Below are 21,751 nucleotides of genomic sequence, written 5' to 3' on the forward strand. Positions count from 1 at the left end.
TTTCTTATGAGACAGCTTCAGCCTATATAAGTCTTCAGCTTGTCCTGTTCCCTCATGAGTCTCGCCAAAATACTTTGCTCTTATATGTAATTTTACATTGAAATACTCTAAAAAAATAAGGCACTTTCGTATAATTTAATAAACATCACTAAACTAAATTAACAAGGTGCCCTAAGTATAAAAATTATGACATGACTCAACTTACTCTACCAATGGAAACTTCAGTAATCATTTTACCTATTAACGATTGTACTCTTATGCTTTTACTATATGATTAATATATTTCTAAATCTTTAATTACTGATGTTTTTCACATCAATACTCTTGATTTTGATTTTTGTTTGTTCCTGATTTAAAGTAAGTCCATTAATATTTTCTAAATGTATTGATTGTGAAGCATCTTCAAATTGATTTGCCGCTATAAAAACGTTTTGATGTTGGACGTGATGATAACTTCTAATATGAATCGCATCTCTTTTCATCTTACCAATAAAAGTATTACCTATCACATTGAAATTCTCACCAGCTTGAGTTTCCATCACTTGTCCTGTAATAGGATCGGCAGCATTTTTACCATCCTTCACTCCAAGAAATCTTATTCCACCATTACAATTTATAAATTTATTTTTTGTAATAAATGTGTCTTTTGACTTTAGAGGAGTTAAAGCATACTCATTTAAATTATCAAAGATGTTTTGATTGATATGAATGTTTTCATAATAGCAGTTATATCTACTGGCATGAGAGCCAATAGCTCTATTCCACGCTTTCATTTTAGGATGATCTGAACAGCCAAAATAACATTTTTCAATGACAACATTTTTCGTAATCGTTCCATCTGTAGTTCCAAATTTAGGAAAAGCACCAGGTACTTGTATGTCCAATTGTACTGCTTCAGAAAAAGAACGATCTCCATCAATATCAAGAAATCCTTTAAATTCACATTCTGATATGTGTAAACCATTGATTCCGCATGCGTCGAGTGCATGCCCTCCAACAATATTTTTGAATGTTACACCTAAAATTTGAATGTCTTCTGCATGTCCCATGCACATGGCTGTATTATTATATGGATATTCGCCTCCATTCATATCAAAAGTTCCTCCTTTAATATAAATGTGACTATTTCCATTATAGCCATGATATAGCTTTAAGCGTCTACCATTTTTTAATAATGCATCTTTCCCTTTTCTTAAAAGTGTTGCACCTTCTTCCAATAACAATGTTGTAGAATCATAAATAACTAAAGCTTTTCTGATATAATAAGTTCCTTTAGGTATATAAACAGTGTGTCTGCCTTTTTTTGCGTAATTTAATGCTTTTTGAATCGCTCTTGTATCCTTATATTTACTTTTTCCTTTTAATCCGAAATCTTTTGCATTGATAAACATGTTATAACTCCTCATATATTTTAAATAATGATTGTGTGCTTAAAGTAAAGTCTATATACTATAATTACATTTCGTTTTAATTATGGTGTATATTTTTACTGCCAATTTAATTTAAACGATTACAAAAGTTTTAGCTTTATATAAATATACCAATCTAACGCTTTTTAAACACATATTGGGAGGCTGTTCTAATGAGTAACAAAGCATTAATCATTGTAGATTACTCTTTTGATTTTATTGACGATAATGGTAAATTAACATGTGGCAAACCTGGACAAGAAATTGAAACTTTTATTACTCAGCGTATAAAAAATTATCATAATAATCAACAGGAAATATTTTTCCTAATGGACTTGCATTATGAAAATGATAAATTTCATCCTGAAAGTAAATTATTCCCCAATCATAATATTCATCAAACACCAGGTCGTGAGTTATATGGCGAGGTAGGTAGATTATACAACTCAATTAAAGACCAAATGAATGTACATTATTTAGATAAAACGAGATACGATTCATTCTACGGTACACCATTAGATAGTTTATTACGTGAAAGACAAATCAATGATATTGAAATTGTGGGTGTTTGCACGGATATTTGTATTTTGCATACCGCTGTTTCAGCATACAATTTAGGTTATAACATCACTATCCCAATTAGAGGCGTAGCATCTTTTAATCAAGATGGTCATCAATGGGCACTCTCCCATTTTAAAAATTCTCTTGGTGCAAAAGTAGAAGAATAAACAACAATCATGATAAAATATGATTAACAATATATGTATAAGGAGATATTGAAAATGACAAAAACTTTTATTTTCGGGCACAAAAATCCAGATACTGATGCTATTTCTTCAGCTTTAATTATGGCTGATTTTGAGCAACAAACTGGTAATACTGAAGCAAAAGCTTATCGTTTAGGTGAAATAAGTGCGGAAACTCAATTTGCACTAGATCATTTTAACGTAGAAGCTCCAGAATTATTAAACGAAGATTTAAAAGGACAAGATGTTATTTTAGTCGACCATAACGAGTTTCAACAAAGTGCAGATACTATTTCAAACGCTACAATTAAACATGTGATAGATCATCACAGAATTTCTAACTTTGAAACAGCTGGCCCTTTATACTATAGAGCAGAACCAGTTGGTTGTAGTGCAACAATTTTATATAAAATGTATAAAGAACGTGGATTTGAAATTAAACCAGAAATCGCTGGACTTATGATTTCAGCTATAATTTCTGATAGTTTATTATTTAAATCACCTACCTGCACAAAAGAAGATGTAGATGCTGCTCAAGCACTTAAAGATATTGCAAATGTTGATTTAGAAGCATATGGTTTAGAAATGTTAAAAGCAGGTGCTTCAACTACAGATAAATCTGCTGAAACACTTGTCAATATGGATGCTAAATCATTCAATATGGGAGATTATGTAACACGTATTGCTCAAGTCAATACTGTAGATATTGATGAAGTTTTAGATCGTAAAGAGGAATTTGAAAAAGTTATGTTAGAAATGAGTGCCAATGAAAAATACGATTTATTCGTTCTTGTAGTTACTGATATTATTAACAGCGATTCTAAAATCCTTGTAGTTGGTGCTGAAAAAGATAAAGTTGGAGAAGCATTTAAAGTACAACTAGATGATGGTATGGCTTTCTTATCTGGCGTTGTATCACGAAAAAAACAAGTTGTTCCTCAAATCACTGAAGTTTTAACTCAATAACTTTAAAAGCATTAAAACTATATTGTTGCCCATGATATATTTTTTCATCCTAGAGTAATTTCTCAGTAGTTGATTGATTTAATAACACATTGATATCAGGTGTTATTAAATTGTTAGTTCTAAATTTCAGGAGTGGACTAAGAATTCGATATGAATTCTATTCCACTCCCTTTTTGTAACTTTTTAAACAAAATTTTTATATTTAAGAAGAAATAATCACTAATCTTTTTATGTTCTCATTTAATATATTCAGGACTATCTCAACCTCTTTACCAAAAAAATAATTTGGAGGTAATTTTATGACAATAATTAGAGATAAATTTAACAATAGTAAAGCTTTTTTTAATACGCATAAAACAAAAAACCTTAAATTTCGAAAACAACAACTTAAATTACTAAGTAAAAATATCAAAAATCATGAAAATGAATTATTAGATGCCTTATATAAAGATTTAGGTAAAAGTAAGGTTGAAGCATACGCAACCGAAATTAGTATGCTTTTGAAAAGCATAAAGTTAATGCGCAAAGAGTTAAAAAATTGGTCGAAAACCAAACAAACGGATACACCACTCTACTTATTCCCTACAAAGAGTTATATTAAAAAAGAACCCTACGGTACGGTGCTTATTATAGGACCATTTAATTATCCGGTTCAATTAGTTTTCGAGCCTCTCATCGGAGCAATAGCTGCCGGAAATACTGCTATAGTTAAACCTTCAGAGTTAACACCTCATGTTGCCATTGTGATCAAGGACATCATTGAAGATACATTTGATGAAGCATACGTTTCTGTTGTTGAAGGTGGCATTGAAGAAACCCAAGCGTTATTAAGTTTACCATTTGATTATATGTTCTTTACTGGCAGTGAAAAAGTCGGAAAAATTGTTTATGAAGCTGCAGCAAGAAAATTAATTCCAGTTACTCTTGAACTTGGCGGTAAATCACCTGTCATTGTCGATGATACAGCCAATATCAAAGTAGCGAGTGAACGTATTAGTTTTGGTAAATTTACTAATGCTGGTCAAACATGTGTCGCTCCAGATTATATATTAGTTCAGCGGAAAGTTAAAAATGATTTAATAAAAGCTCTTAAAAAAACAATTATTGAATTTTACGGAGAAAATATTGAAAAAAGCCCTGATTTCGGACGGATTGTTAATCAAAAACACTTTAATCGGTTGAATGACTTGATTCAAATTCATAAAGATAATGTTGTTTTTGGAGGTAATAGTTCTAAAGAAGATTTATATATTGAACCTACTTTATTGGATAACATAACCAATGACAATAAAATCATGAAAGAAGAAATATTCGGCCCCATTTTGCCTATTATTACTTATGATAATTTCGATGAAGTACTTGAAATCATCCAAAGTAAATCAAAACCACTAAGTTTGTATCTTTTTAGCGAAGATGAAAACATGACACATAGAGTGGTTGAAGAATTATCATTTGGGGGCGGTGCAATTAACGATACGTTAATGCATTTAGCTAATCCTAACTTACCTTTCGGTGGTGTAGGTTCTTCAGGCATAGGTCAATATCATGGTAAGTATTCTTTTGATACATTTAGTCATATGAAATCATACACATTTAAATCTACACGTCTAGAATCGAGTTTATTTTTCCCTCCATATAAAGGTAAATTTAAATATATTAAAACCTTCTTCAAGAACTAGTGTTAGTTATCTCCATATGATTTGCCCTTGAGTGATATACAGAGTTTTGTTTTTTTATCTCATAATCACTCAAGGGCTTTTTATATCACTTTTCTATTATTCAAAGACATCTTATAGTAGTACACAAACACCTTCATTTGCTATAGCTTTTTTATCTTTTAATGAAAGTTTACCAGTTATGTTATCACGTTCAAAAATTGAAACTTTTGATTCTCCTTCTTGATGTGCGCAAATTAAATAGTTATCTGATTCAGTTATATTAAAGTCTCTTGGAAAGGCATCGTAACTTGGTTGTATTTCAATACTTCTCAGTGATCTGCCATCTTCTAAAACTTCAAATATAGCAATACTATCATGCCCTCTATTACTTATATATAAGTGCTTCCCATCATGTGATAGTCTCACTGCTGCTAATTTCGATTCCCCGTTAAAGTCACTTGGAATAGTTGAATGTCTCTCTAGCTCAATGAACTTACCGTCTTGGTATTCTGTAACACTCACCTCATTTGATAGCTCGTGAACGATATACGCGTGTCGTCCATCATTACTAAAAGCGATGTGGCGAGGCCCGTCTGAATTTTTGAATTGAGAAACTGCATATTGTTTTAAACCATCCTCACCAAATTTGTATGTTACAACTCTATCTGTACCTAAATCAGTAGCTACAACATACTTATGATCAGGTGTTTCATTTAAAAAATGAACATGTGATGAATCTTGTCTTTCATGTGAGCCAGTTGGAAATTCATGCGCAAGTTCTTCTATTAATTTCTCTATTGCTCCCGTAATTTGATTTAATTTATAAATCCTTGCAAGTCCTGCACCATAAACCGCTTCAAATAAATATTTACCATTACTAGACACTTGAATGTAACAACCAGTTCCCTGTTTTGATTCTAGACATTTATTAATTAATTCCAGTTGTCCATCTTCTTTAATACTAAAACTAGCTACACCACATTCTTCACCTTCTTTAGTAATCGCATATAAAAACGATTCATTACGAGTAAGATAAGTTGACGCTTCAATTTCATAACCAGTTTCTAACGCTTCAATAACTCCTGTTTCGTCATTTAGTTTGAAGCGATATATACCTTTACCACTCTTTTTAGTATAAGAACCTATATAACCTAATGTCATACCAAAACCTCCATAAAATCATTAATCATTGATTCAATTTTACCTTTAAGTATGTTTAATTTACAACGAAAAGTCATTTTACTTATTAACTTACTACTTATGATAACGAAATCAAATTAGAAATTACTTCGATCATACTAAAACATCACGAACAATTATAATGCCAAAAACTTTATATTGAAAAACAGAACAAATGTTCGTATAATGAAACTATAAGGATTAAGGTGATTGAATAATGAAAGATATATTTAATGAAATGGATTACCGTAATATACCACGAGACATGCTAGATAAAAATATTCCTACCGGTCGTGGTATGGTTAAATGGGCACCATTCGCAACTTTACCAGAACAGTTTGAAACAATTTATCAATATATGATAGATCAAAATAAAGTGAGCAGACCAGTGCTTTCAGACGACCAACTTTCGCAACTAAATATACATTTACATGAAGCACTACAACAATCACGCCCAGTCAATATCAAATATTACGAAGAAGGATATATTAACTTTATAGAGCTCATTGTACATCGGATTGATTCAATAAATTATGAGATTGAAGGTACTGCTCCTCATTCAAGAGAACGTCATAAAGTTTCATTTTTAGATATTATAGATATTTCTTTTATATAAAGAGTACAAGAGAATTTATTATGAATTTCTCATTTTACACTTATATAACCACCAACATACTTAGTGTTATCTAAAGCCTTTCTGAATGAAATCATTTAATTATTAATTTTAGAATTCAATAATTAATTTTGACTGATAATTGGTAAAATCAACTAATAAAAATAAGCCTACACATCTCAATGATGTACAGGCTTATTCCTAAATTATTATAAATTAATTGTTGTTTTCGATATCAGAAACGATTTCTTTCGTTTTTCTTTCGATATCTTCAAAGTCTTTTTTAAAAATATAAGCAAAGGCAACTACACCGATGCCTACTACTACTGTAGTAATAGCTAATAAACTAAAGACAAATTTGAATAATCCTTTAATAAAGTTCCACATTAGTTTTCACCTCTATAATTAATATGCATAGCTACATTTCATAATGATAGCATACTTAACTTTATCATTAAATATATACCCTTTTTACGGGTAATTATTCTAAATATGAATATAAATTATGATAATATATCAACTAAAGATGCTTAAAATGAAACAATTAAATGATTTCTTTAATCATGGTACACACAGATTAACTTAGCAACCAAGATTTTAATTTATCAGTGATTACTTTGTAATTATCAATATTCAGAATGATCACTCCTATTGAGATAATGTCATTATCTTAATTTAGATTGTATGATTTACGTAAATCAAGTTCAATTAATAATAAGTTACTTTTATATTACATTGAAGTAAAAATATAAGGAGAGATTATAAAATGCAAAAAGTACGTTCTGATATAATGACTCATCGTGGTTCTCACTATGATTTAGGAGTAAAGACTGCTCTTTGGTTACAAACCACTCCTTTATTAAAAAATCGAAATAAAGAATGGCGAAAGAGAATTCCACGTTTTGATATTGATGTCAAGGAAACCTATGATATATTTCAAATCTATTCGCCACAGATTTGGGAAGAAATAATTGGTATGCAAGATGTATTGAATCTACCTACAAAACAAATGATTTTAAATTTTGGCCATTATCGATTTACTGATTTAAAGGACAGTGGTTGCACAGTATATAAAGGTCGTGATTTTTTAGTCCGAAATTATGATTATCATCCTGCAACATATGATGGTAGATACTTATTATTTCAACCTAATGACGGGGGATTATCTCAAATAGGACCGACTTCAAGAGTGACTGGTAGAATGGATGGTATGAACGAGTATGGTTTAGTTATGGCATATAATTTTATGCATCGTAAAAAGCCTGCAAATGGATTTGTATGTTACATGGTTGGTCGGCTAATACTTGAAAATTGCAAAAATGTAACTGAAGCAATCAAATTTTTAAAGGAAGTACCGCATCGTAGTTCATTCAGTTATATACTAATGGATAGACATTCGAATTATGCCATTGTCGAAGTTACACCTCGATCAATAGATGTAAGGTATGAACATATATGCACAAATCATTTTGAATTGCTTACCCATGAAAATAGAAACTATACAAGAGAATCTAAAGAACGCTTAAATCGTGTAATAAATAAAACAACTCCTTCTACAAACAAAGATATCGCATTCAAATTATTTAACGACCCGCAATACGAAATCTATAGCAACCTATTTAAAAGTTGGTCTGGTACAATTCATACTTCACTATATGAACCTAATTCATTAATAGCATGGATGGCATTAGGTCAAAACAGTCATCCAACCTCAATCAATTTTTCTAATTGGTTAAAAGGAAAGAAATTGAATATAAATTACTTTGAAGGCGAAATAGATACACCATTAACTTTTGCCACATACTAATTAAAAATTCGACCCTATCTTGATAAATCAAAGGGTCGAATAATTTATATTATTTATTCAATTTTAATATCGCCATCTACAGTGTAAAATTCCAATATATTATCGCTATTTCCCACTTTTCCTTTATCGAAATATCGATTTTTAATTTCTTTATTTCCATGACCAGGATGAAGTTTAAGCAAAGTGTTTTTAGGTTTTTCGCCAAAATGATAATTAATATTACCTCTTTGTGTAGAAGCTTTTATATCATTGTTAGATTTCATGTCCGTCATAGAAATATCTCCTCTATTAACCAAGAAAACAGTATCACTTAATGTACTATTTTTAACATGAGTTATACCCTTATCAAGCTTCATACGACCTTCCCTGATTAAACAGTCTGTAATATAAAAATTTGCTTTAGAAGATTCGATGTTTACCTGATTGAGTTCAGATCGTTTAAGTTGTATAATTCTATCTGTTTCCAATGAAACATGTTTCAAATTCACTTGATTTAAATCAATTTCTCCCAATAACGATTGAATATTAAGAGATTTAAGGTCTTTTTCTGGTACAACAATTGTTAGCTTTCTATTGTTTGAGTGAAATGGATTAAAATTTAATCCATATCCTCTATCTACTGCACGTTTTTCTTTAATACTTAACCTTTTATTATTTTTTGTAACATTTATTTTATTATCTCCAGTAAAATAAACAGCTAATTTTTTTCCAGAAATTATATTAACATTGGTTGTTACTGTACTTATAGATAAATGTTCAATTTTGCTATTTATTGTTTTGGTATAATGTCGATTATCGTATTTATTTTTATCTATAGTAAACCACGTCATAGCACCACTAGCAAAGAAAATAATAAATATGATTAAACCACTAATAAAAAGCTTTTTCATTCTTTAACGCTTCCTTTAACAGTCTTTATATACCAAAGAAGATATTTCAAAATAAGTTTATGAATTATTTCACCAATTTTCAAAGTAATAACAATAAACATAATTCCTAAACCTGTAAAAGAAATTGAAAAAAACACATTACTTATAGCATTTTCGAAACCATGTAATACTGAATAAAATAATAAAACAAATGGTGCAAAGATAAAACAAATAGAAATAAGGAAACAGAATAGAATAAGTAATGCAATGATAACAACCGGTATTAAAATAATAAATAACGACAAAATACCAAGACTTAACGATGCTAGTATTGCTCTTACTATGTTTGCTAAGGTTGGTTTGTAACTAGCATAATGAATAGCACTTCTAGCTTTTACTTCTTTGGAAATATGATAAGGATCATTTAACTTTTTTATAATTTGTGATTCACTAATCCCTTTCAATTCTTCTTCATAGAACAAGTTTTCATACTTGTGCATAATACTATCTTTTTCTTCCCTAGGTAAATCATCTAAAGCTAATTCTAATTCATTTAAGAAGGTTATTTTATCCATATTTACGCACGCTCTCAATCTGAACTAAAAAATATCTAATACTTTTTGATTATTATTTACTAAAGAACTCAATTCTTTTAACAATGTTATCTTTATATAAAATGTTTAATTTTAATTTATTAAAACGGTCTACATAAGTCATTGAGTGATAATTTTTCCCTACTTTATTAATCTTGTAGTTTTCTCCCAATTTATTGATGACTTTATCAATTGGGTCACCCATTTTAATACCAAAATTTGTTTCAACTTTATCATCTTTGACTAAAACCATGCCTTTAACCTTATGCGTTTTATTTTTTACTTTTACTGTAAAATCTTTATGATTTTTATCATTGTAAAAGGTATATCTATCTAATTTAATTTTCTTATTAACCACAAATCCTTTTTGATTAAAACCATGATTTAAACTAATTTGATTCACACTGTAACCAGATAAATCCACAGATTTTATACTTTTGTAATAAGTCAAACCTATCAATAAAGAAATAGCTCCAGTTAAAAAAATAGCGAATATTAACCATCTACTTTGAATTCGCACCTGAGTCACCACTTTCACTCTTGTTCTAATTAATATAGCATATGCACAATGTAGTTTCATCTAACAAGATAGTCACATTATTTAATATACATATATTAAGTTACTTTAATTTCTTTAAACTCAAAAAATTGATATAACATTTTAAATTATTCAAGGGAGGGGTTTTATATAAGAAATTTAGAAACTTATTTTAATAAAAGTCAAACACTCAATGAATTCATTAATAAAATACAAGAAAGTAAAGACAATTTATTATCCATTTATAATTTCTTCCACCTGCCACTTAATGATGCACGTTTAAATCAATTAAGAGAATCGAATTATTATAAGGTGCTTATAATTAAAGAGGATTGGTGTGGCGATGCCATGATGAACATTCCAATATTAAAGCATACTATTGAATTTCTGAACATCATAGCAAGAGTATTTCATAGAGATGATGATACACATCTGATTGATCAATATTTAACAAATGGTAAATCAAGGGCTATCCCTATCTTTGTCTTCATGAACGATTCATTCGAACAATTGACAGTTTGGAGACCAAGAGCAAAAAAGTACAAAGTTTTGTCAATAAAATTAGAAGTAATAAATTGCCAGATAAAACCCATCCTAATTTTGATTTTTACTCAATAATTAATCAACTTTTATATAAATAAAACGAGTGGGACAGAACTCATCATGAATTCTACGTCCCACCCTATAAAATACGCCTCATAAATTTTAGTTAATGACTAAACAATTTTTATATGTTTAAATCACTTAACTAACTTCTCCACATTTTACTATTTAAATATCCCTCTTTGATGCATATAACATATTTGCAATAAATAAGACCACTATTGATGCAATAGAGATAAACCATTGCCAATTAGAGAATTTAATCTCACCAGTCATTTTTTCAGTTAAATACGTAAATGGTATATATTTAAATGAATCCTGAATATCATCGCCAATATTCGGAATCATTGGAATAAATGGCTGAATAAACGGAACGATGAGTATTAAAAAAATACCTAGAGTAAATATGACAGCAGGTTTTTCTACTATTAAAGTGATTAGTAATAAGAATAATCCAAAGAATAAAAAGAAAATAAGGTAAAACCAAATATTATTTAAAAATCTATCTCCATCCATTTTTTCACTTTTAGTTGTAGATTGTATAATAATTATTACCAAGTAGTGAATAATTGTAAATAAGAATGAAATTAATACAATAGATACTGTTTTAGTAATGATATAGCCCATTCTGCTAGTTATTCTGCTCATAAACAATTGTATAGTACCTTGTGAGTAATCTCTTGTTATTGTTTTTATAATGAATAAAAGACCAGCAAACAAGAAAAGCCAATTAGCTAAATTAAAAACCATATCTATATTAACTTTATGTGCAGAACTATAATTTGCCATCATGCTAGCTTGGAATACCGTCATTCCAATTACAAGTATAAATGCTAAATAAGTATACGGACTTTTAAGTATACTAATTAAATCATATTTGACTAATTGTAAGCTCTTCATTATTTATCACCTCTTTGATTAATATTAAAGTAAGTATCACGTAGTGAACTTTTACGTGTTTCAATATATTTTGGATAAATATCTAGTTGGGATAACGATTTAAGTAACTCTCTATAATCATTTTGAGCTTTAATGATAATTTCTCCCGATTCTTTTTGAGACTGCTGTACTTTAAAGTTTTCAGAAAGAGAATCTAAAGCTTTATTAAAGTCATCTTTTTGTAAAGTAAGAATAGTACTATCCTCTGGTCCCCCATCTTTCATATCTACATCTTGAACGAACTTACCATCTCTAAGAAATACTGCTCTATCACAAATCAATTCAATGTCTTCTAATTTATGACTTGAGATTAATATTTTCATTTCTAATTGTTGAACAAGTGATTGAATTGTCTTTAATACATCTATCGAACCATCTGGATCCATACCATTTGTAGGTTCATCTAAAATTAAGTATTTAGGTTTATTCATTAATGAAACTGCAATTGATAATTTTTGTTTCATTCCCATTGAATATTTGTTAACTTTTTTCTTGATATATGGTTTCATTCCAAAAGCTTCAATAATATGATTTGCATATTCCTTATCGAAACCATCGCCTAATACTTGTGCAAATAATTTTAAATTAAATAAACCTGTCTTGTTTCCATATAACTTAGGATGCTCAATTAAATAACCAACATTCTCACTTTTAGGCATGTCGACTTTCCCTTGATAGTTAATGATGTTATTATTCATGACCTTCATCAAAGTTGTTTTACCAACTCCATTTTTACCGATAAGACCAACGATTTGACTCTCGCCGAAATCAAAATCTATATCGTCTAAAACAGTATTTTGACCATATTTTTTGGTAATATGTTGTAATTTCATCATAGACCTCCTTAAAAATGTTAATACTTTATTTTTTTAATTTGAATCAAATAATTAATGACTAAGAAAATGCTACTTACAACTAATAGACCATAATTTAAGAAATATGAGTATATCATTGGGATATGGCTATCATTGTGTGTAAGATAATTGATTAAGATAAAAATGACCGATAAAGTAAATGGCAGAACCACCATAATTCCTACAATATAAGCTATATATGGAATATCTCGATCTTTACGTTCAGTACTCTTACTAAACGCTATAGGTATAGAAAAGAAATTCCCTACTATGAATGAAAAAGTCGTCGAAAAATAAATCGAATCTGTTTTTATTGTGCTTGTGTTGTATCCATATAAACTAATGATAAGCGCACCTATAAAAGTTAATAAAATGCATGTCATGTAATTAGCGTTAAGCAAATCTCTCTTTGATACAGGCAAACTATAAAAGAAATAATATGAAGATGAACCACCTAATCTACGATTAACTCTGAATAAATGACCTATATCTATCAAACATATCATCGTCAGTATTAATCCGATTGGTCCTGAGATAATTGAATATAGTGGTGTATCTTTATTTAACAAATGATAAATGGGAAAGAATAAAAGCAATAATGCGTAAATAATTAGTGTCCAACTACGTAATTTTAAGTTTCTAATCATTAATTGCTTCATAGTTAAATCTCACTTTGTATTTTGAATTTGTATTTCGTTTATGTTTACTTTTTTCTAAATAAATCATCAATTGTTCTATAGATGCATCTTTTATTTCAACACCACTACCAAACAATTCATTAAATGTTTGATAATATTCTGTTAAACCAATATAGCCTGTTTGCTTACTTTCTTTGTAAATCAAAAGTTCGTCCAACTCTTCATCTAAGTCTTCATTAGAACCACTAACGATTTTGTATTTTTGCGATAGTTTATCCCTAGACTCATTGAATATGATTTCACCCTCACTGAGAAAAACGATATAATCTGCAATTTTTTCCAAATCAGAAATAATATGTGTTGAAAAGAAAACTGTTTTATTTTCATCTATCAATTCTTGTTGAATAATTTCAAGTAATTCATTTCTTATTAATGGGTCTAACCCTGAAGTTGGTTCATCTAAGATAAATAATTCTGCATGATGACTGAATGCAATTGCTAACGATAGTTTCATTTTCATACCGGTTGAGAAAGTTTTTATTTTATTTTTATATGGCAGCTGAAAAAATTTTAAATACTTTATAAATATTTCATGATCCCAACGATCATAAAAAGGGGCAATGATATTTTCTAATTTTTTTACTGTCCATTTTTGATTAAAATAAATCTCAGAATACACAAATCCAATTTTATTTTTTATTTCACGAGGATGAATTTTTATATCTTTCTCAAAAACAGAGATTGTACCACTTTCAGATTGAATTAAATCCATAATTAATCGTATTATTGTAGTTTTCCCCGCACCATTTCCACCTATAAAACCTGTAACATATCCTTTAGGAACATTGAAGGAGACATCTTGCAATTGAAATGCGTTAGATCGATAATTAACATCTTTAAGTTCTATCGCGTTCATTAGTCGTCCTCCTCATAAATCATAGTCAATATTTCTATTAATTCCTCTAAAGGCATTCCAATTGTTTTGGCTTCTTTTGACATAGAGTGAGCTAAATTTTCAATAACAAAAAATTGCTTTTCCTTTAGAATAGAATTATCTTGTTCCTTTACAAAGGTTCCTTTACCTCTAATAGTTGTTACAAATCCATCTTTTTCCAAATCTTCATATGCTCGTTTTGTCGTTATTAAACTCACTTTTAAATCTTTAGCTAACTCACGCATTGATGGAAGATGTTCACCAGGGGAAACATAACCTTTCAAAACATTTTCTTTAATTTGTTGCTTAATCTGTTCATATATAGGACTTTCACTATTGTTCTTCAAAATTATTTTCATTGATGTCCCCCTTTTCTTCTGTATATACATAATATATACAATATACACACTTTTGTAAAGTGATTTCGAAAAATTAGTAGAAATCTCTATTTCATCAGGAATATACTGTATATATCATCTATATACAAAAAGGATGAAACTGAATTCATTTGAATTCTACATTTCACCCTAAAATTAAATATTTCACCAAATTTCGTAAAGCAATTACTAAAATTCTTTTAAAATTACTGTTAAAATAGCAAAACAAACTTCATCTGTTTGATTTAATATACTTAAAACTTAAAATAATGTTTGAAGTTTTATCATATGAATGTATCTATTTTTTTTTACGCTCATTATGTCTATTAATAAAAGCACAAATCATAAACATAATTGCTGCTAACAATAATTTTATACCTTGTGAATCGTGATCTGTCGCTTGTAAATAATACCCTACTATAAATAGTACAATAGCTAATCCAACAAATATTTTAGTCAAGTGTTTCATTTATTTCACCTCAGTAATATAAAAGTATATCAAATTAAAACAAAACTATGAACCACACTCAATAGCATCACTTTATATAATATTGTTTGCGGTCTATTTAGTACAATGTTACAATTTAATTGTATCCACGTATTATACTACACAACCCCAAGTCTGGTACCAGCAGACTTGGGGTTTTTTGGTCATCTATTTGCCTTTCCATTTTATTTCCAACCAAATACGAAAGACAATGAGTATGCCACCGGTAATTAATGTAATGATTCCATCTTGCCACCACGTCATTATACTACACCTCCCAAAAAGATGAGTGTCATATAATATGATGACCTATCAATAGTTTAACATAAAAACAGAACGTATGTTCTGTTTTTGATAGATAATTTTTAATTTATATCTTTAGTACAACCCTTTATCTTTAAAGCAATACAAGATAATATATATATAAACACATTATTGAAAAGAGGTTAAGACAATGATGAATCCATTAGCCCAAAAATTGAATGATGAAATAAAGCAATCAAGTCCAGAAGTATTAGATATGATGTCACAATTAGGTAAAGATATGTTTTATCCAAAAGGAATTTTATCGCAATCTGCCGAAGCAAAACGCACAACATATAATGCTACTATTGGTATGGCAACCAAAAAAGAAGGTAAAATGTACGCAAATTCACTTAACCAAATGTTTAATGACCTTACACCGGATGAAATTTTCCCATATGCACCTCCTCAAGGTGTAGAGGAATTACGTGATTTATGGCAGAAAAAAATGCTTAAAGAAAATCCCGACTTAAAGTCTAAATCTATCTCTCGTCCCATCGTTACAAATGCTCTCACGCACGGTCTTTCTCTAGTAGCTGATTTATTTGTAGATACAGATGATACCGTCTTATTACCGACACACAACTGGGGCAATTATAAACTTGTATTTAGCACACGTCACGGTGCTCATATCGATACGTATTCTATTTTTGATAACTCAGGTCACTTCACTACATCTGAACTTGTAAAAACATTAAAAGAATATAAAAAAGACAAAGTGATTATTATTTTAAATTATCCTAATAACCCAACTGGTTACACACCAAATAAAGAAGAAGTTAATACTATTGTAAATGCAATTGAAGAACTAGCTAATAAAGGTACTAAAGTAGTAACTGTTGTCGATGATGCATACTATGGGTTATTTTATGAAGAAGTTTACCAACAGTCGATTTTCACGGCTTTAACACAGGTGAAATCTTCAAACCTTTTACCAGTGCGTTTGGATGGAGCTACTAAAGAATTCTTCTCTTGGGGGTTCCGCGTTGGCTTTATGACGTTTGGAATTGATCATGAAACGTTAAAAAATGCGCTAGAAGCTAAAGTAAAAGGATTAATTCGTAGCAATATTTCAAGTTCTCCACTACCTTCTCAAAGTGCAATCAAACATGTACTTAAACATCATGAGCAATTTGATAAAGAAATCGATCAAAATATCAATATTTTAAAAGAACGCTACGAAGTAACTAAACAAGTAGTGTATGATAATAAATATGCCAAATATTGGCAAGCCTATGACTTTAATTCAGGATACTTTATGTCATTGAAATTAAATCAAGTCGATCCAGAAGAATTACGTGAACATTTAATTAATAACTATTCAATTGGTATTATTGCTTTAAATAGCACAGATATTCGTATTGCCTTTAGTTGTGTAGAAAAAGAAGATATTCCTTATGTCTTTGAGTCTATTGCTAATGCAATTGATGATATTAAATAAGTTTGAGGCTGGGATTATGAATAGAGAGCATTCATAATCCTAGTTCTATTCTTATCTTGATTTTTATGCTCTTGAAAACTATGTGATAAAACCTTTTAATTTAATTTGATATGACATTATATGTACAAAAAAATATTAATTATTATTTTCTTCGGATATAATTTTTAAGAATATTCACAATTTCGTTAGTCGACACTTTAATAATTTATTGTTTTCTTTTTGTGTGATTTAAGTACAAAAGCTAAAACGAATAAATTGATACTCAGTACATTAGTTTTTGACTTTTGATTTCTATCTCCATTATCTCGAAGTTGAGTATCTGTGATTTTTCTACAATGATTATTTATCAAATAACTACACTCGCCACCCTATTCTTTAAGTTTTTAATATAGAAAAAGTGTGGATTGTACATCCACACTCTATGACTAACTATTCTCTTATTTTATTTCTAAATAATCCTAATAAACCTAATCCAGTAAGTAACATTATTAAAGCAGGATTTTGAATATCTTTTGTTTTACCTGTTTCCGGTAATTTATCTTGTACATCATTGTTATTATCTTTCTTGGAAGTTGTTGTAATTTTGTCTTCTTTGTCTTTCTTAGTTATTTTTGTGTCTTTCTCGTCTTTGCCGCTTTTTGGTATTACTGGGCTTTTCTCCTCTCTATCTTTCTTCAAAGTTTTTGTGATTTTCTTTTCTTTGTCTTTTTTTGGTGTTTTTGTGTCTTCGTCTTTCTCGACTTTACCGTTACTTGGTATTACTGGTTTTTTCTCTTCTCTATCTTTCTTTGGTGTTTTTTTGTCTTTAGATTCTTTCTCGTCTTTATCTTTCTTTAGTGTTTTTGTGTCTTCGTCTTTCTCGTTTTTGGTAATTTGTGTATTTGTTACTGAAGTATTTGCTTGATTTTGTTCTTTTCCATTCACTTCATCTTTATTTTGATTGGTTGTTTCAACAACTTTATTTGTATTATTATCTTGTTGATTATTTTCAACTATAGGTGATTGTGCAGTGCTAATTTTACGATAAATAAACTTAGTAATTCCGTCACTCACAGAAGTTCTATAATGTTGGTACCCAGGAATTTTCACCGGTTGCCTTTCTGAAGCAGGGGTTTTAGCATCTTCCACAGCATCTTTAATAATATTTCCTTGATCATCTAGCCAGACAGTTACATAAAGAATTGGAAGTTCATATGACGCATCGTATTCTTCTTCATCATTATTATTTTGATCTGTTGTTATGGCTGTGGCATCTGTATTTTCAGTATTATTTGTAGGTGCTGTCTGTGAAGTTTTTGGTGATGTTCCTTGATTTTGGTTTGCAGTATTTTCATCCGCATACACAGTTACGTTACTGTTAAATAAATAGAGTGCCAATGTTAATGCACTTGCTGTACCATATCTTAAAGTTTTCTTACTTAAATATGTTTGAATTAATTTCGAATTATTAGGTTTGTTGTCTTTCATAGTTGTATGTGCCTCCTAATTTTTTGATTTAAATTAAACTTCGATATCAAATGCTTATGATACTGATTTACAGTGTGAGCATAATCGATAAAATATACACAATACGTTATTTAATTTATAATATATCATGTATTTTAATTTTTCACAATTTAATTTCCCCTAATAATACTAAAGACTTTTTATTACTTTCAACATTGAAATAACACTTTTATAACTGCATTAAAATCGTTGATTTCTTAGAGTTTTACTGACTAAACATTATAACTTTACTATATAGTGATTTATCTGATGATTTTTTAATTACGAATATTTTAACCCATACCTAAAAAAGCTTCTCAAAAGTCTATTCAACTTTTGAGAGGCTTGATAGTAATTTAAATTAAATACTTATATTGATGTCTAAAATCAATAAAATATTTACATCATACCTGGCATGCCACCCATTCCAGGTTGTTCATTATTTTCTGGCTCTGGAATACTAGCAACGACTGCTTCAGTTGTTAAGAACATAGCAGCTACACTTGCTGCATGTTGTAACGCTGAACGAGTTACTTTAGTTGGATCTACTATACCTTCTTCTAACATATTAACCCATTCATTTGTTGCTGCATTGAAACCAACGCCCGCTTCAGCATGTTTTAAACGTTCAACAATAATTGAACCCTCTAATCCTGCATTTTCAGCAATTTGTCTAACAGGTGCTTGTAATGCTTTTAATACGATATTAACACCTGTTTCAACATCACCTTCTGCTTTAATTTCACTTACTTTTTGATATATATTGACTAACGCAGTACCACCACCAGCAACGATACCTTCTTCCACCGCTGCACGTGTTGAATTTAATGCGTCTTCAATTCTTAGTTTACGTTCTTTAAGTTCTGTTTCACTTGCAGCCCCTACTTTGATAACAGCTACGCCACCAGCTAGTTTTGCTAAACGTTCCTGTAATTTTTCTTTATCAAACTCTGAATCAGTTTCTTCAATTTGCGCTTTAATTTGACCTACACGAGCATCAATATTATTTTCATCACCATTACCATCTACGACTGTTGTGTGATCTTTAGTCACTTCAACTTTATTTGCAGTACCTAGCATATCAAGAGATGCATCTTTAAGTTCTAAACCTAAATCATCAGTAATGACTTGAGCACCAGTTAATATTGCTAGGTCTTCTAACATTGCTTTACGTCGATCACCAAATCCTGGAGCTTTAACTGCTACAGCAGTAAATGTTCCGCGCATACGGTTTAAAACAATATTAGTAAGCGCATCACCTTCTACTTCATCCGCAACAATTAAAATAGGTCGACTAGACTGCACAACTTGTTCTAATAATGGAAGAATATCTTGGAATGATGAAATTTTCTTATCCGTTACTAATATATATGGACGTTCTAATTCAGCTATCATTTTATCTGAGTCAGTTACCATATATGGTGATTGATAACCACGATCAAATTGCATTCCTTCAACTACTTCTAATTCTGTATTAAACCCATTTGATTCTTCAATAGTGATAACGCCATCGTTACCTACTTTATCCATTGCTTCAGAAATGTAGCGACCGATTTCTTCATCTGCTGCTGAAATAGCTCCAACTTGCGCTATCTCGTTCTTATTTTCAACCTTTTGAGAAATCTCATGAAGCGCTTCTATAGCCACTTGCACTGCTTTGTCAATACCTTGTCTTAAGCCTACAGGATTTGCACCACTTGTAACATTCTTAAGACCTTCCTGAATCATTGATTGTGCTAAAACTGTTGCTGTAGTTGTACCGTCCCCAGCGATTTCATTTGTTTTATTCGCAACTTCCTGCACTAATTTTGCACCCATATTCTCATATGGATCTTCTAACTCTATTTCCTTAGCAATTGTTACACCGTCGTTTGTAATTAAAGGTGTTGTATAATCCTTATCTAGAACAACATTTCGCCCTTTAGGTCCAATTGTAACCTTTACAGCGTTTGCTAATTTATCAACGCCACGTAACATTGCTTGACGCGCATCTTCAGAGAATTTAAGATCTTTTGCCATAGTCTAAACAACCTCCACTTATTAAATCATTTAATTAATATTTAAAATTCGCTCTTTATTCTATAATAGCTAATATATCTTCTTCATTTAAAATTAAATATGTTTTGTCGCCACGTTTTACTTCAGTACCTGCATATTGTTGGAAGACGATTGTGTCACCTTCACTGACTTGAGGAGCAACTTGTGTGCCATTGTCTAATAAACGACCTTGTCCAACTGCAATGATCACACCTTCATTTGATTTTTCTTTAGCGCTATCTGTTAAAACGATGCCACTTTTAGTTGTTTGTTCTTGCTCTTTCTTCTCAATAATCACACGATTTCCTAATGGTTTAAGCATGATTGTTCCTCCTTCATTTACATGTGATTTAGCACTTTGATATATAGAGTGCTAATCTGATTTTAATATTAATCAAAATTGGTCAATATATCAAGCCAAAAGGATTATTAATTTTGTACTTAACCTTTATTTACGATAAAATACATAATATACATATATAGATGGAGGGAAATTATGAAAAGGTTATGGGTATCCCTATTAACCGTTCTATTCTACGGTTTAGCTCAAATACTACCTGGGTTGGTTTTAGGTAGCCATTTACTTGGAGATATGTCTAAAATGCAAACTGCCCAAACAATGAGTATCATGCAAGTATCTATCTTTATCATCGCTGCATTGTTAATCATTTTCATGCAAGCAACCATTAAAAATCCTACTCAATTAGAACAAGGACATAAGGAACCTAAAAGATATATTTTCGCCTGGGTTCTATTAGGATTTTGTATTGTGATGATTTACCAAATCATCATCAGTATAATTTTATTTGCCATCAATGGCAGTCCGCAAAGAAGTCCAAACACTGAAAGGTTAATGGCTATTGCTAAGCAAATGCCGATATTTATCGTTTTAATATCCATAGTAGGTCCCATTTTAGAGGAATACGTTTTTCGTAAAGTTATCTTCGGAGAATTGTATAACTTTATAAAGGGATCACGTGTGGTAAGCTTTATCATTGCTTCTATAGTAAGTTCTCTAATATTCGCTTTAGCACATAATGACTTCAAATTTATACCGGTATATTTTGGAATGGGAGTCATTTTCTCACTTGCTTATGTTTACACAAAACGAATTGCTGTACCTATAGGCATACACATGCTTATGAATGGTTCGGTTGTATTAACTCAAGTTGTGGGTGGAGATTCTATTAAAAAATTGCAAGAACAAGCAACATTTATATTCCATCTTATATTTTAAAATAAAAGCATCTCATCATGTATAAATTAATTATCATA

23 protein-coding genes and 1 pseudogene are annotated in these 21,751 nt (G+C 30.0%); 8 read left to right on the forward strand and 16 right to left on the reverse strand.

Going from position 1 to position 21,751, the window contains the following annotated elements:
* Positions 1–293: 293 nt before the first annotated feature.
* Positions 294–1,391 carry a glycosyl hydrolase family 28-related protein gene (locus AC1Q7N_RS06820; RefSeq protein WP_002470308.1) on the reverse strand — a complete coding sequence of 366 codons (1,098 nt, stop codon included), beginning with the start codon at positions 1,389–1,391 and terminating at the stop codon, positions 294–296.
* Positions 1,392–1,582: 191 nt separating this feature from the next.
* Here AC1Q7N_RS06820 and AC1Q7N_RS06825 point away from each other — a divergent pair, with 191 nt between their 5' ends.
* The 3 genes from AC1Q7N_RS06825 to AC1Q7N_RS06835 all read left to right on the forward strand — a co-directional run bounded on the left by AC1Q7N_RS06825 (position 1,583) and on the right by AC1Q7N_RS06835 (position 4,800).
* The gene (locus tag AC1Q7N_RS06825) at positions 1,583–2,137 is read left to right on the forward strand and encodes a cysteine hydrolase family protein (protein ID WP_002489459.1); all 555 of its coding nucleotides are present in this window, start codon (positions 1,583–1,585) and stop codon (positions 2,135–2,137) included.
* Positions 2,138–2,191: 54 nt separating this feature from the next.
* The gene (locus AC1Q7N_RS06830) at positions 2,192–3,121 is read left to right on the forward strand and encodes a manganese-dependent inorganic pyrophosphatase (protein WP_002494627.1); all 930 of its coding nucleotides are present in this window, start codon (positions 2,192–2,194) and stop codon (positions 3,119–3,121) included.
* A 299-nt stretch (positions 3,122–3,420) separates the two neighbouring features.
* Positions 3,421–4,800: an aldehyde dehydrogenase gene (locus AC1Q7N_RS06835; protein WP_002494628.1), complete on the forward strand. Its 1,380-nt coding sequence runs from the start codon at positions 3,421–3,423 to the stop codon at positions 4,798–4,800.
* A gap of 111 nt (positions 4,801–4,911) precedes the next feature.
* On the opposite strand, the gene pglS is transcribed toward AC1Q7N_RS06835, so the two are convergent.
* The gene (gene pglS, locus AC1Q7N_RS06840; protein ID WP_002468109.1) at positions 4,912–5,940 is read right to left on the reverse strand and encodes a 6-phosphogluconolactonase; all 1,029 of its coding nucleotides are present in this window, start codon (positions 5,938–5,940) and stop codon (positions 4,912–4,914) included.
* Between the two features lie 235 nt (positions 5,941–6,175).
* Here pglS and AC1Q7N_RS06845 point away from each other — a divergent pair, with 235 nt between their 5' ends.
* On the forward strand, positions 6,176–6,574 hold the full coding sequence (locus AC1Q7N_RS06845) for a YolD-like family protein (RefSeq protein ID WP_001830427.1): 399 nt from the start codon (positions 6,176–6,178) through the stop codon (positions 6,572–6,574).
* A 213-nt stretch (positions 6,575–6,787) separates the two neighbouring features.
* Here the strand turns inward: AC1Q7N_RS06845 and AC1Q7N_RS06850 are convergent, their stop codons facing one another.
* Positions 6,788–6,958, reverse strand: coding sequence for a hypothetical protein (locus AC1Q7N_RS06850; RefSeq protein WP_001830431.1), 171 nt, complete (start codon positions 6,956–6,958; stop codon positions 6,788–6,790).
* A 379-nt stretch (positions 6,959–7,337) separates the two neighbouring features.
* Here AC1Q7N_RS06850 and AC1Q7N_RS06855 point away from each other — a divergent pair, with 379 nt between their 5' ends.
* Positions 7,338–8,378 carry a C45 family autoproteolytic acyltransferase/hydrolase gene (locus AC1Q7N_RS06855; RefSeq protein WP_001830433.1) on the forward strand — a complete coding sequence of 347 codons (1,041 nt, stop codon included), beginning with the start codon at positions 7,338–7,340 and terminating at the stop codon, positions 8,376–8,378.
* A 53-nt stretch (positions 8,379–8,431) separates the two neighbouring features.
* On the opposite strand, the gene AC1Q7N_RS06860 is transcribed toward AC1Q7N_RS06855, so the two are convergent.
* From AC1Q7N_RS06860 to AC1Q7N_RS06870, 3 genes are read right to left on the reverse strand one after another with little or no spacing between them, the layout of a single operon-like run.
* On the reverse strand, positions 8,432–9,268 hold the full coding sequence (locus tag AC1Q7N_RS06860; RefSeq protein WP_002485135.1) for a DUF4097 family beta strand repeat-containing protein: 837 nt from the start codon (positions 9,266–9,268) through the stop codon (positions 8,432–8,434).
* On the reverse strand, positions 9,265–9,822 hold the full coding sequence (locus tag AC1Q7N_RS06865; protein WP_001830393.1) for a DUF1700 domain-containing protein: 558 nt from the start codon (positions 9,820–9,822) through the stop codon (positions 9,265–9,267). The genes AC1Q7N_RS06860 and AC1Q7N_RS06865 overlap by 4 nt, the downstream gene beginning before the upstream one ends.
* Positions 9,823–9,874: 52 nt before the next feature.
* Positions 9,875–10,360: a hypothetical protein gene (locus AC1Q7N_RS06870; protein WP_001830370.1), complete on the reverse strand. Its 486-nt coding sequence runs from the start codon at positions 10,358–10,360 to the stop codon at positions 9,875–9,877.
* 168 nt (positions 10,361–10,528) lie between these two features.
* On the opposite strand from AC1Q7N_RS06870, the pseudogene AC1Q7N_RS06875 reads away from it, so the two are divergent.
* Positions 10,529–11,019 (forward strand): annotated as a pseudogene (locus AC1Q7N_RS06875) (thioredoxin family protein).
* A gap of 130 nt (positions 11,020–11,149) precedes the next feature.
* On the opposite strand, the gene pmtD reads toward AC1Q7N_RS06875, so the two are convergent.
* The 7 genes from pmtD to AC1Q7N_RS06910 form a co-directional block, all read right to left on the reverse strand.
* Complete coding sequence (pmtD, locus tag AC1Q7N_RS06880; protein WP_001830379.1) at positions 11,150–11,881, reverse strand: phenol-soluble modulin export ABC transporter permease subunit PmtD; 732 nt, start codon at positions 11,879–11,881, stop codon at positions 11,150–11,152.
* Positions 11,881–12,753, reverse strand: coding sequence for a phenol-soluble modulin export ABC transporter ATP-binding protein PmtC (gene pmtC / locus AC1Q7N_RS06885; protein ID WP_001830444.1), 873 nt, complete (start codon positions 12,751–12,753; stop codon positions 11,881–11,883). Before pmtC ends, pmtD begins: the two co-directional genes overlap by 1 nt.
* A gap of 20 nt (positions 12,754–12,773) precedes the next feature.
* A complete protein-coding gene (gene pmtB, locus AC1Q7N_RS06890) occupies positions 12,774–13,433 on the reverse strand; it encodes a phenol-soluble modulin export ABC transporter permease subunit PmtB (protein WP_002494112.1) in 660 nt (219 codons plus the stop codon).
* Positions 13,414–14,328 carry a phenol-soluble modulin export ABC transporter ATP-binding protein PmtA gene (gene pmtA, locus AC1Q7N_RS06895; RefSeq protein WP_001830432.1) on the reverse strand — a complete coding sequence of 305 codons (915 nt, stop codon included), beginning with the start codon at positions 14,326–14,328 and terminating at the stop codon, positions 13,414–13,416. Before pmtA ends, pmtB begins: the two co-directional genes overlap by 20 nt.
* Positions 14,328–14,705, reverse strand: a complete 378-nt coding sequence (gene pmtR / locus AC1Q7N_RS06900; protein WP_001830364.1) for a PSM export ABC transporter transcriptional regulator PmtR — start codon at positions 14,703–14,705, stop codon at positions 14,328–14,330. Before pmtR ends, pmtA begins: the two co-directional genes overlap by 1 nt.
* 316 nt (positions 14,706–15,021) lie before the next feature.
* Positions 15,022–15,192: an SE1626 family protein gene (locus tag AC1Q7N_RS06905; protein WP_001832481.1), complete on the reverse strand. Its 171-nt coding sequence runs from the start codon at positions 15,190–15,192 to the stop codon at positions 15,022–15,024.
* 186 nt (positions 15,193–15,378) lie between these two features.
* Positions 15,379–15,474, reverse strand: coding sequence for a Trp-rich small protein (locus AC1Q7N_RS06910; protein ID WP_002440392.1), 96 nt, complete (start codon positions 15,472–15,474; stop codon positions 15,379–15,381).
* Between the two features lie 193 nt (positions 15,475–15,667).
* On the opposite strand from AC1Q7N_RS06910, the gene AC1Q7N_RS06915 reads away from it, so the two are divergent.
* On the forward strand, positions 15,668–16,954 hold the full coding sequence (locus tag AC1Q7N_RS06915) for an aminotransferase class I/II-fold pyridoxal phosphate-dependent enzyme (protein WP_002494631.1): 1,287 nt from the start codon (positions 15,668–15,670) through the stop codon (positions 16,952–16,954).
* Between the two features lie 429 nt (positions 16,955–17,383).
* Here AC1Q7N_RS06915 and AC1Q7N_RS06920 read toward each other — a convergent pair whose 3' ends face one another.
* The 3 genes from AC1Q7N_RS06920 to groES all read right to left on the reverse strand — a co-directional run bounded on the left by AC1Q7N_RS06920 (position 17,384) and on the right by groES (position 20,798).
* Positions 17,384–18,421 carry a cell surface protein gene (locus AC1Q7N_RS06920; protein ID WP_492713007.1) on the reverse strand — a complete coding sequence of 346 codons (1,038 nt, stop codon included), beginning with the start codon at positions 18,419–18,421 and terminating at the stop codon, positions 17,384–17,386.
* Between the two features lie 417 nt (positions 18,422–18,838).
* Positions 18,839–20,458 carry a chaperonin GroEL gene (gene groL, locus AC1Q7N_RS06925; protein ID WP_145376445.1) on the reverse strand — a complete coding sequence of 540 codons (1,620 nt, stop codon included), beginning with the start codon at positions 20,456–20,458 and terminating at the stop codon, positions 18,839–18,841.
* A gap of 55 nt (positions 20,459–20,513) precedes the next feature.
* Positions 20,514–20,798, reverse strand: a complete 285-nt coding sequence (gene groES, locus AC1Q7N_RS06930; RefSeq protein ID WP_001830378.1) for a co-chaperone GroES — start codon at positions 20,796–20,798, stop codon at positions 20,514–20,516.
* Positions 20,799–20,972: 174 nt separating this feature from the next.
* Here groES and mroQ point away from each other — a divergent pair, with 174 nt between their 5' ends.
* The gene (gene mroQ, locus AC1Q7N_RS06935) at positions 20,973–21,713 is read left to right on the forward strand and encodes an intramembrane glutamic endopeptidase MroQ (protein ID WP_001830367.1); all 741 of its coding nucleotides are present in this window, start codon (positions 20,973–20,975) and stop codon (positions 21,711–21,713) included.
* The last annotated feature ends 38 nt before the right edge of the window (positions 21,714–21,751 follow it).

The sequence above is a fragment of the Staphylococcus sp. GW823-FHT05F06 genome, from assembly GCF_058795495.1.

What these genes read in the sequence shown, in the direction of transcription:
- AC1Q7N_RS06820 (WP_002470308.1), bottom strand. Translation starts at nt 1,391, where the DNA reads ATGTTTATCAATGCAAAAGATTTCGGATTAAAAGGAAAAAGTAAATAT.
- AC1Q7N_RS06825 (WP_002489459.1), top strand. Translation starts at nt 1,583, where the DNA reads ATGAGTAACAAAGCATTAATCATTGTAGATTACTCTTTTGATTTTATT.
- AC1Q7N_RS06830 (WP_002494627.1), top strand. Translation starts at nt 2,192, where the DNA reads ATGACAAAAACTTTTATTTTCGGGCACAAAAATCCAGATACTGATGCT.
- AC1Q7N_RS06835 (WP_002494628.1), top strand. Translation starts at nt 3,421, where the DNA reads ATGACAATAATTAGAGATAAATTTAACAATAGTAAAGCTTTTTTTAAT.
- pglS (WP_002468109.1), bottom strand. Translation starts at nt 5,940, where the DNA reads ATGACATTAGGTTATATAGGTTCTTATACTAAAAAGAGTGGTAAAGGT.
- AC1Q7N_RS06845 (WP_001830427.1), top strand. Translation starts at nt 6,176, where the DNA reads ATGAAAGATATATTTAATGAAATGGATTACCGTAATATACCACGAGAC.
- AC1Q7N_RS06850 (WP_001830431.1), bottom strand. Translation starts at nt 6,958, where the DNA reads ATGTGGAACTTTATTAAAGGATTATTCAAATTTGTCTTTAGTTTATTA.
- AC1Q7N_RS06855 (WP_001830433.1), top strand. Translation starts at nt 7,338, where the DNA reads ATGCAAAAAGTACGTTCTGATATAATGACTCATCGTGGTTCTCACTAT.
- AC1Q7N_RS06860 (WP_002485135.1), bottom strand. Translation starts at nt 9,268, where the DNA reads ATGAAAAAGCTTTTTATTAGTGGTTTAATCATATTTATTATTTTCTTT.
- AC1Q7N_RS06865 (WP_001830393.1), bottom strand. Translation starts at nt 9,822, where the DNA reads ATGGATAAAATAACCTTCTTAAATGAATTAGAATTAGCTTTAGATGAT.
- pmtD (WP_001830379.1), bottom strand. Translation starts at nt 11,881, where the DNA reads ATGAAGAGCTTACAATTAGTCAAATATGATTTAATTAGTATACTTAAA.
- pmtC (WP_001830444.1), bottom strand. Translation starts at nt 12,753, where the DNA reads ATGAAATTACAACATATTACCAAAAAATATGGTCAAAATACTGTTTTA.
- pmtB (WP_002494112.1), bottom strand. Translation starts at nt 13,433, where the DNA reads ATGAAGCAATTAATGATTAGAAACTTAAAATTACGTAGTTGGACACTA.
- pmtA (WP_001830432.1), bottom strand. Translation starts at nt 14,328, where the DNA reads ATGAACGCGATAGAACTTAAAGATGTTAATTATCGATCTAACGCATTT.
- pmtR (WP_001830364.1), bottom strand. Translation starts at nt 14,705, where the DNA reads ATGAAAATAATTTTGAAGAACAATAGTGAAAGTCCTATATATGAACAG.
- AC1Q7N_RS06905 (WP_001832481.1), bottom strand. Translation starts at nt 15,192, where the DNA reads ATGAAACACTTGACTAAAATATTTGTTGGATTAGCTATTGTACTATTT.
- AC1Q7N_RS06910 (WP_002440392.1), bottom strand. Translation starts at nt 15,474, where the DNA reads ATGACGTGGTGGCAAGATGGAATCATTACATTAATTACCGGTGGCATA.
- AC1Q7N_RS06915 (WP_002494631.1), top strand. Translation starts at nt 15,668, where the DNA reads ATGAATCCATTAGCCCAAAAATTGAATGATGAAATAAAGCAATCAAGT.
- AC1Q7N_RS06920 (WP_492713007.1), bottom strand. Translation starts at nt 18,421, where the DNA reads ATGAAAGACAACAAACCTAATAATTCGAAATTAATTCAAACATATTTA.
- groL (WP_145376445.1), bottom strand. Translation starts at nt 20,458, where the DNA reads ATGGCAAAAGATCTTAAATTCTCTGAAGATGCGCGTCAAGCAATGTTA.
- groES (WP_001830378.1), bottom strand. Translation starts at nt 20,798, where the DNA reads ATGCTTAAACCATTAGGAAATCGTGTGATTATTGAGAAGAAAGAGCAA.
- mroQ (WP_001830367.1), top strand. Translation starts at nt 20,973, where the DNA reads ATGAAAAGGTTATGGGTATCCCTATTAACCGTTCTATTCTACGGTTTA.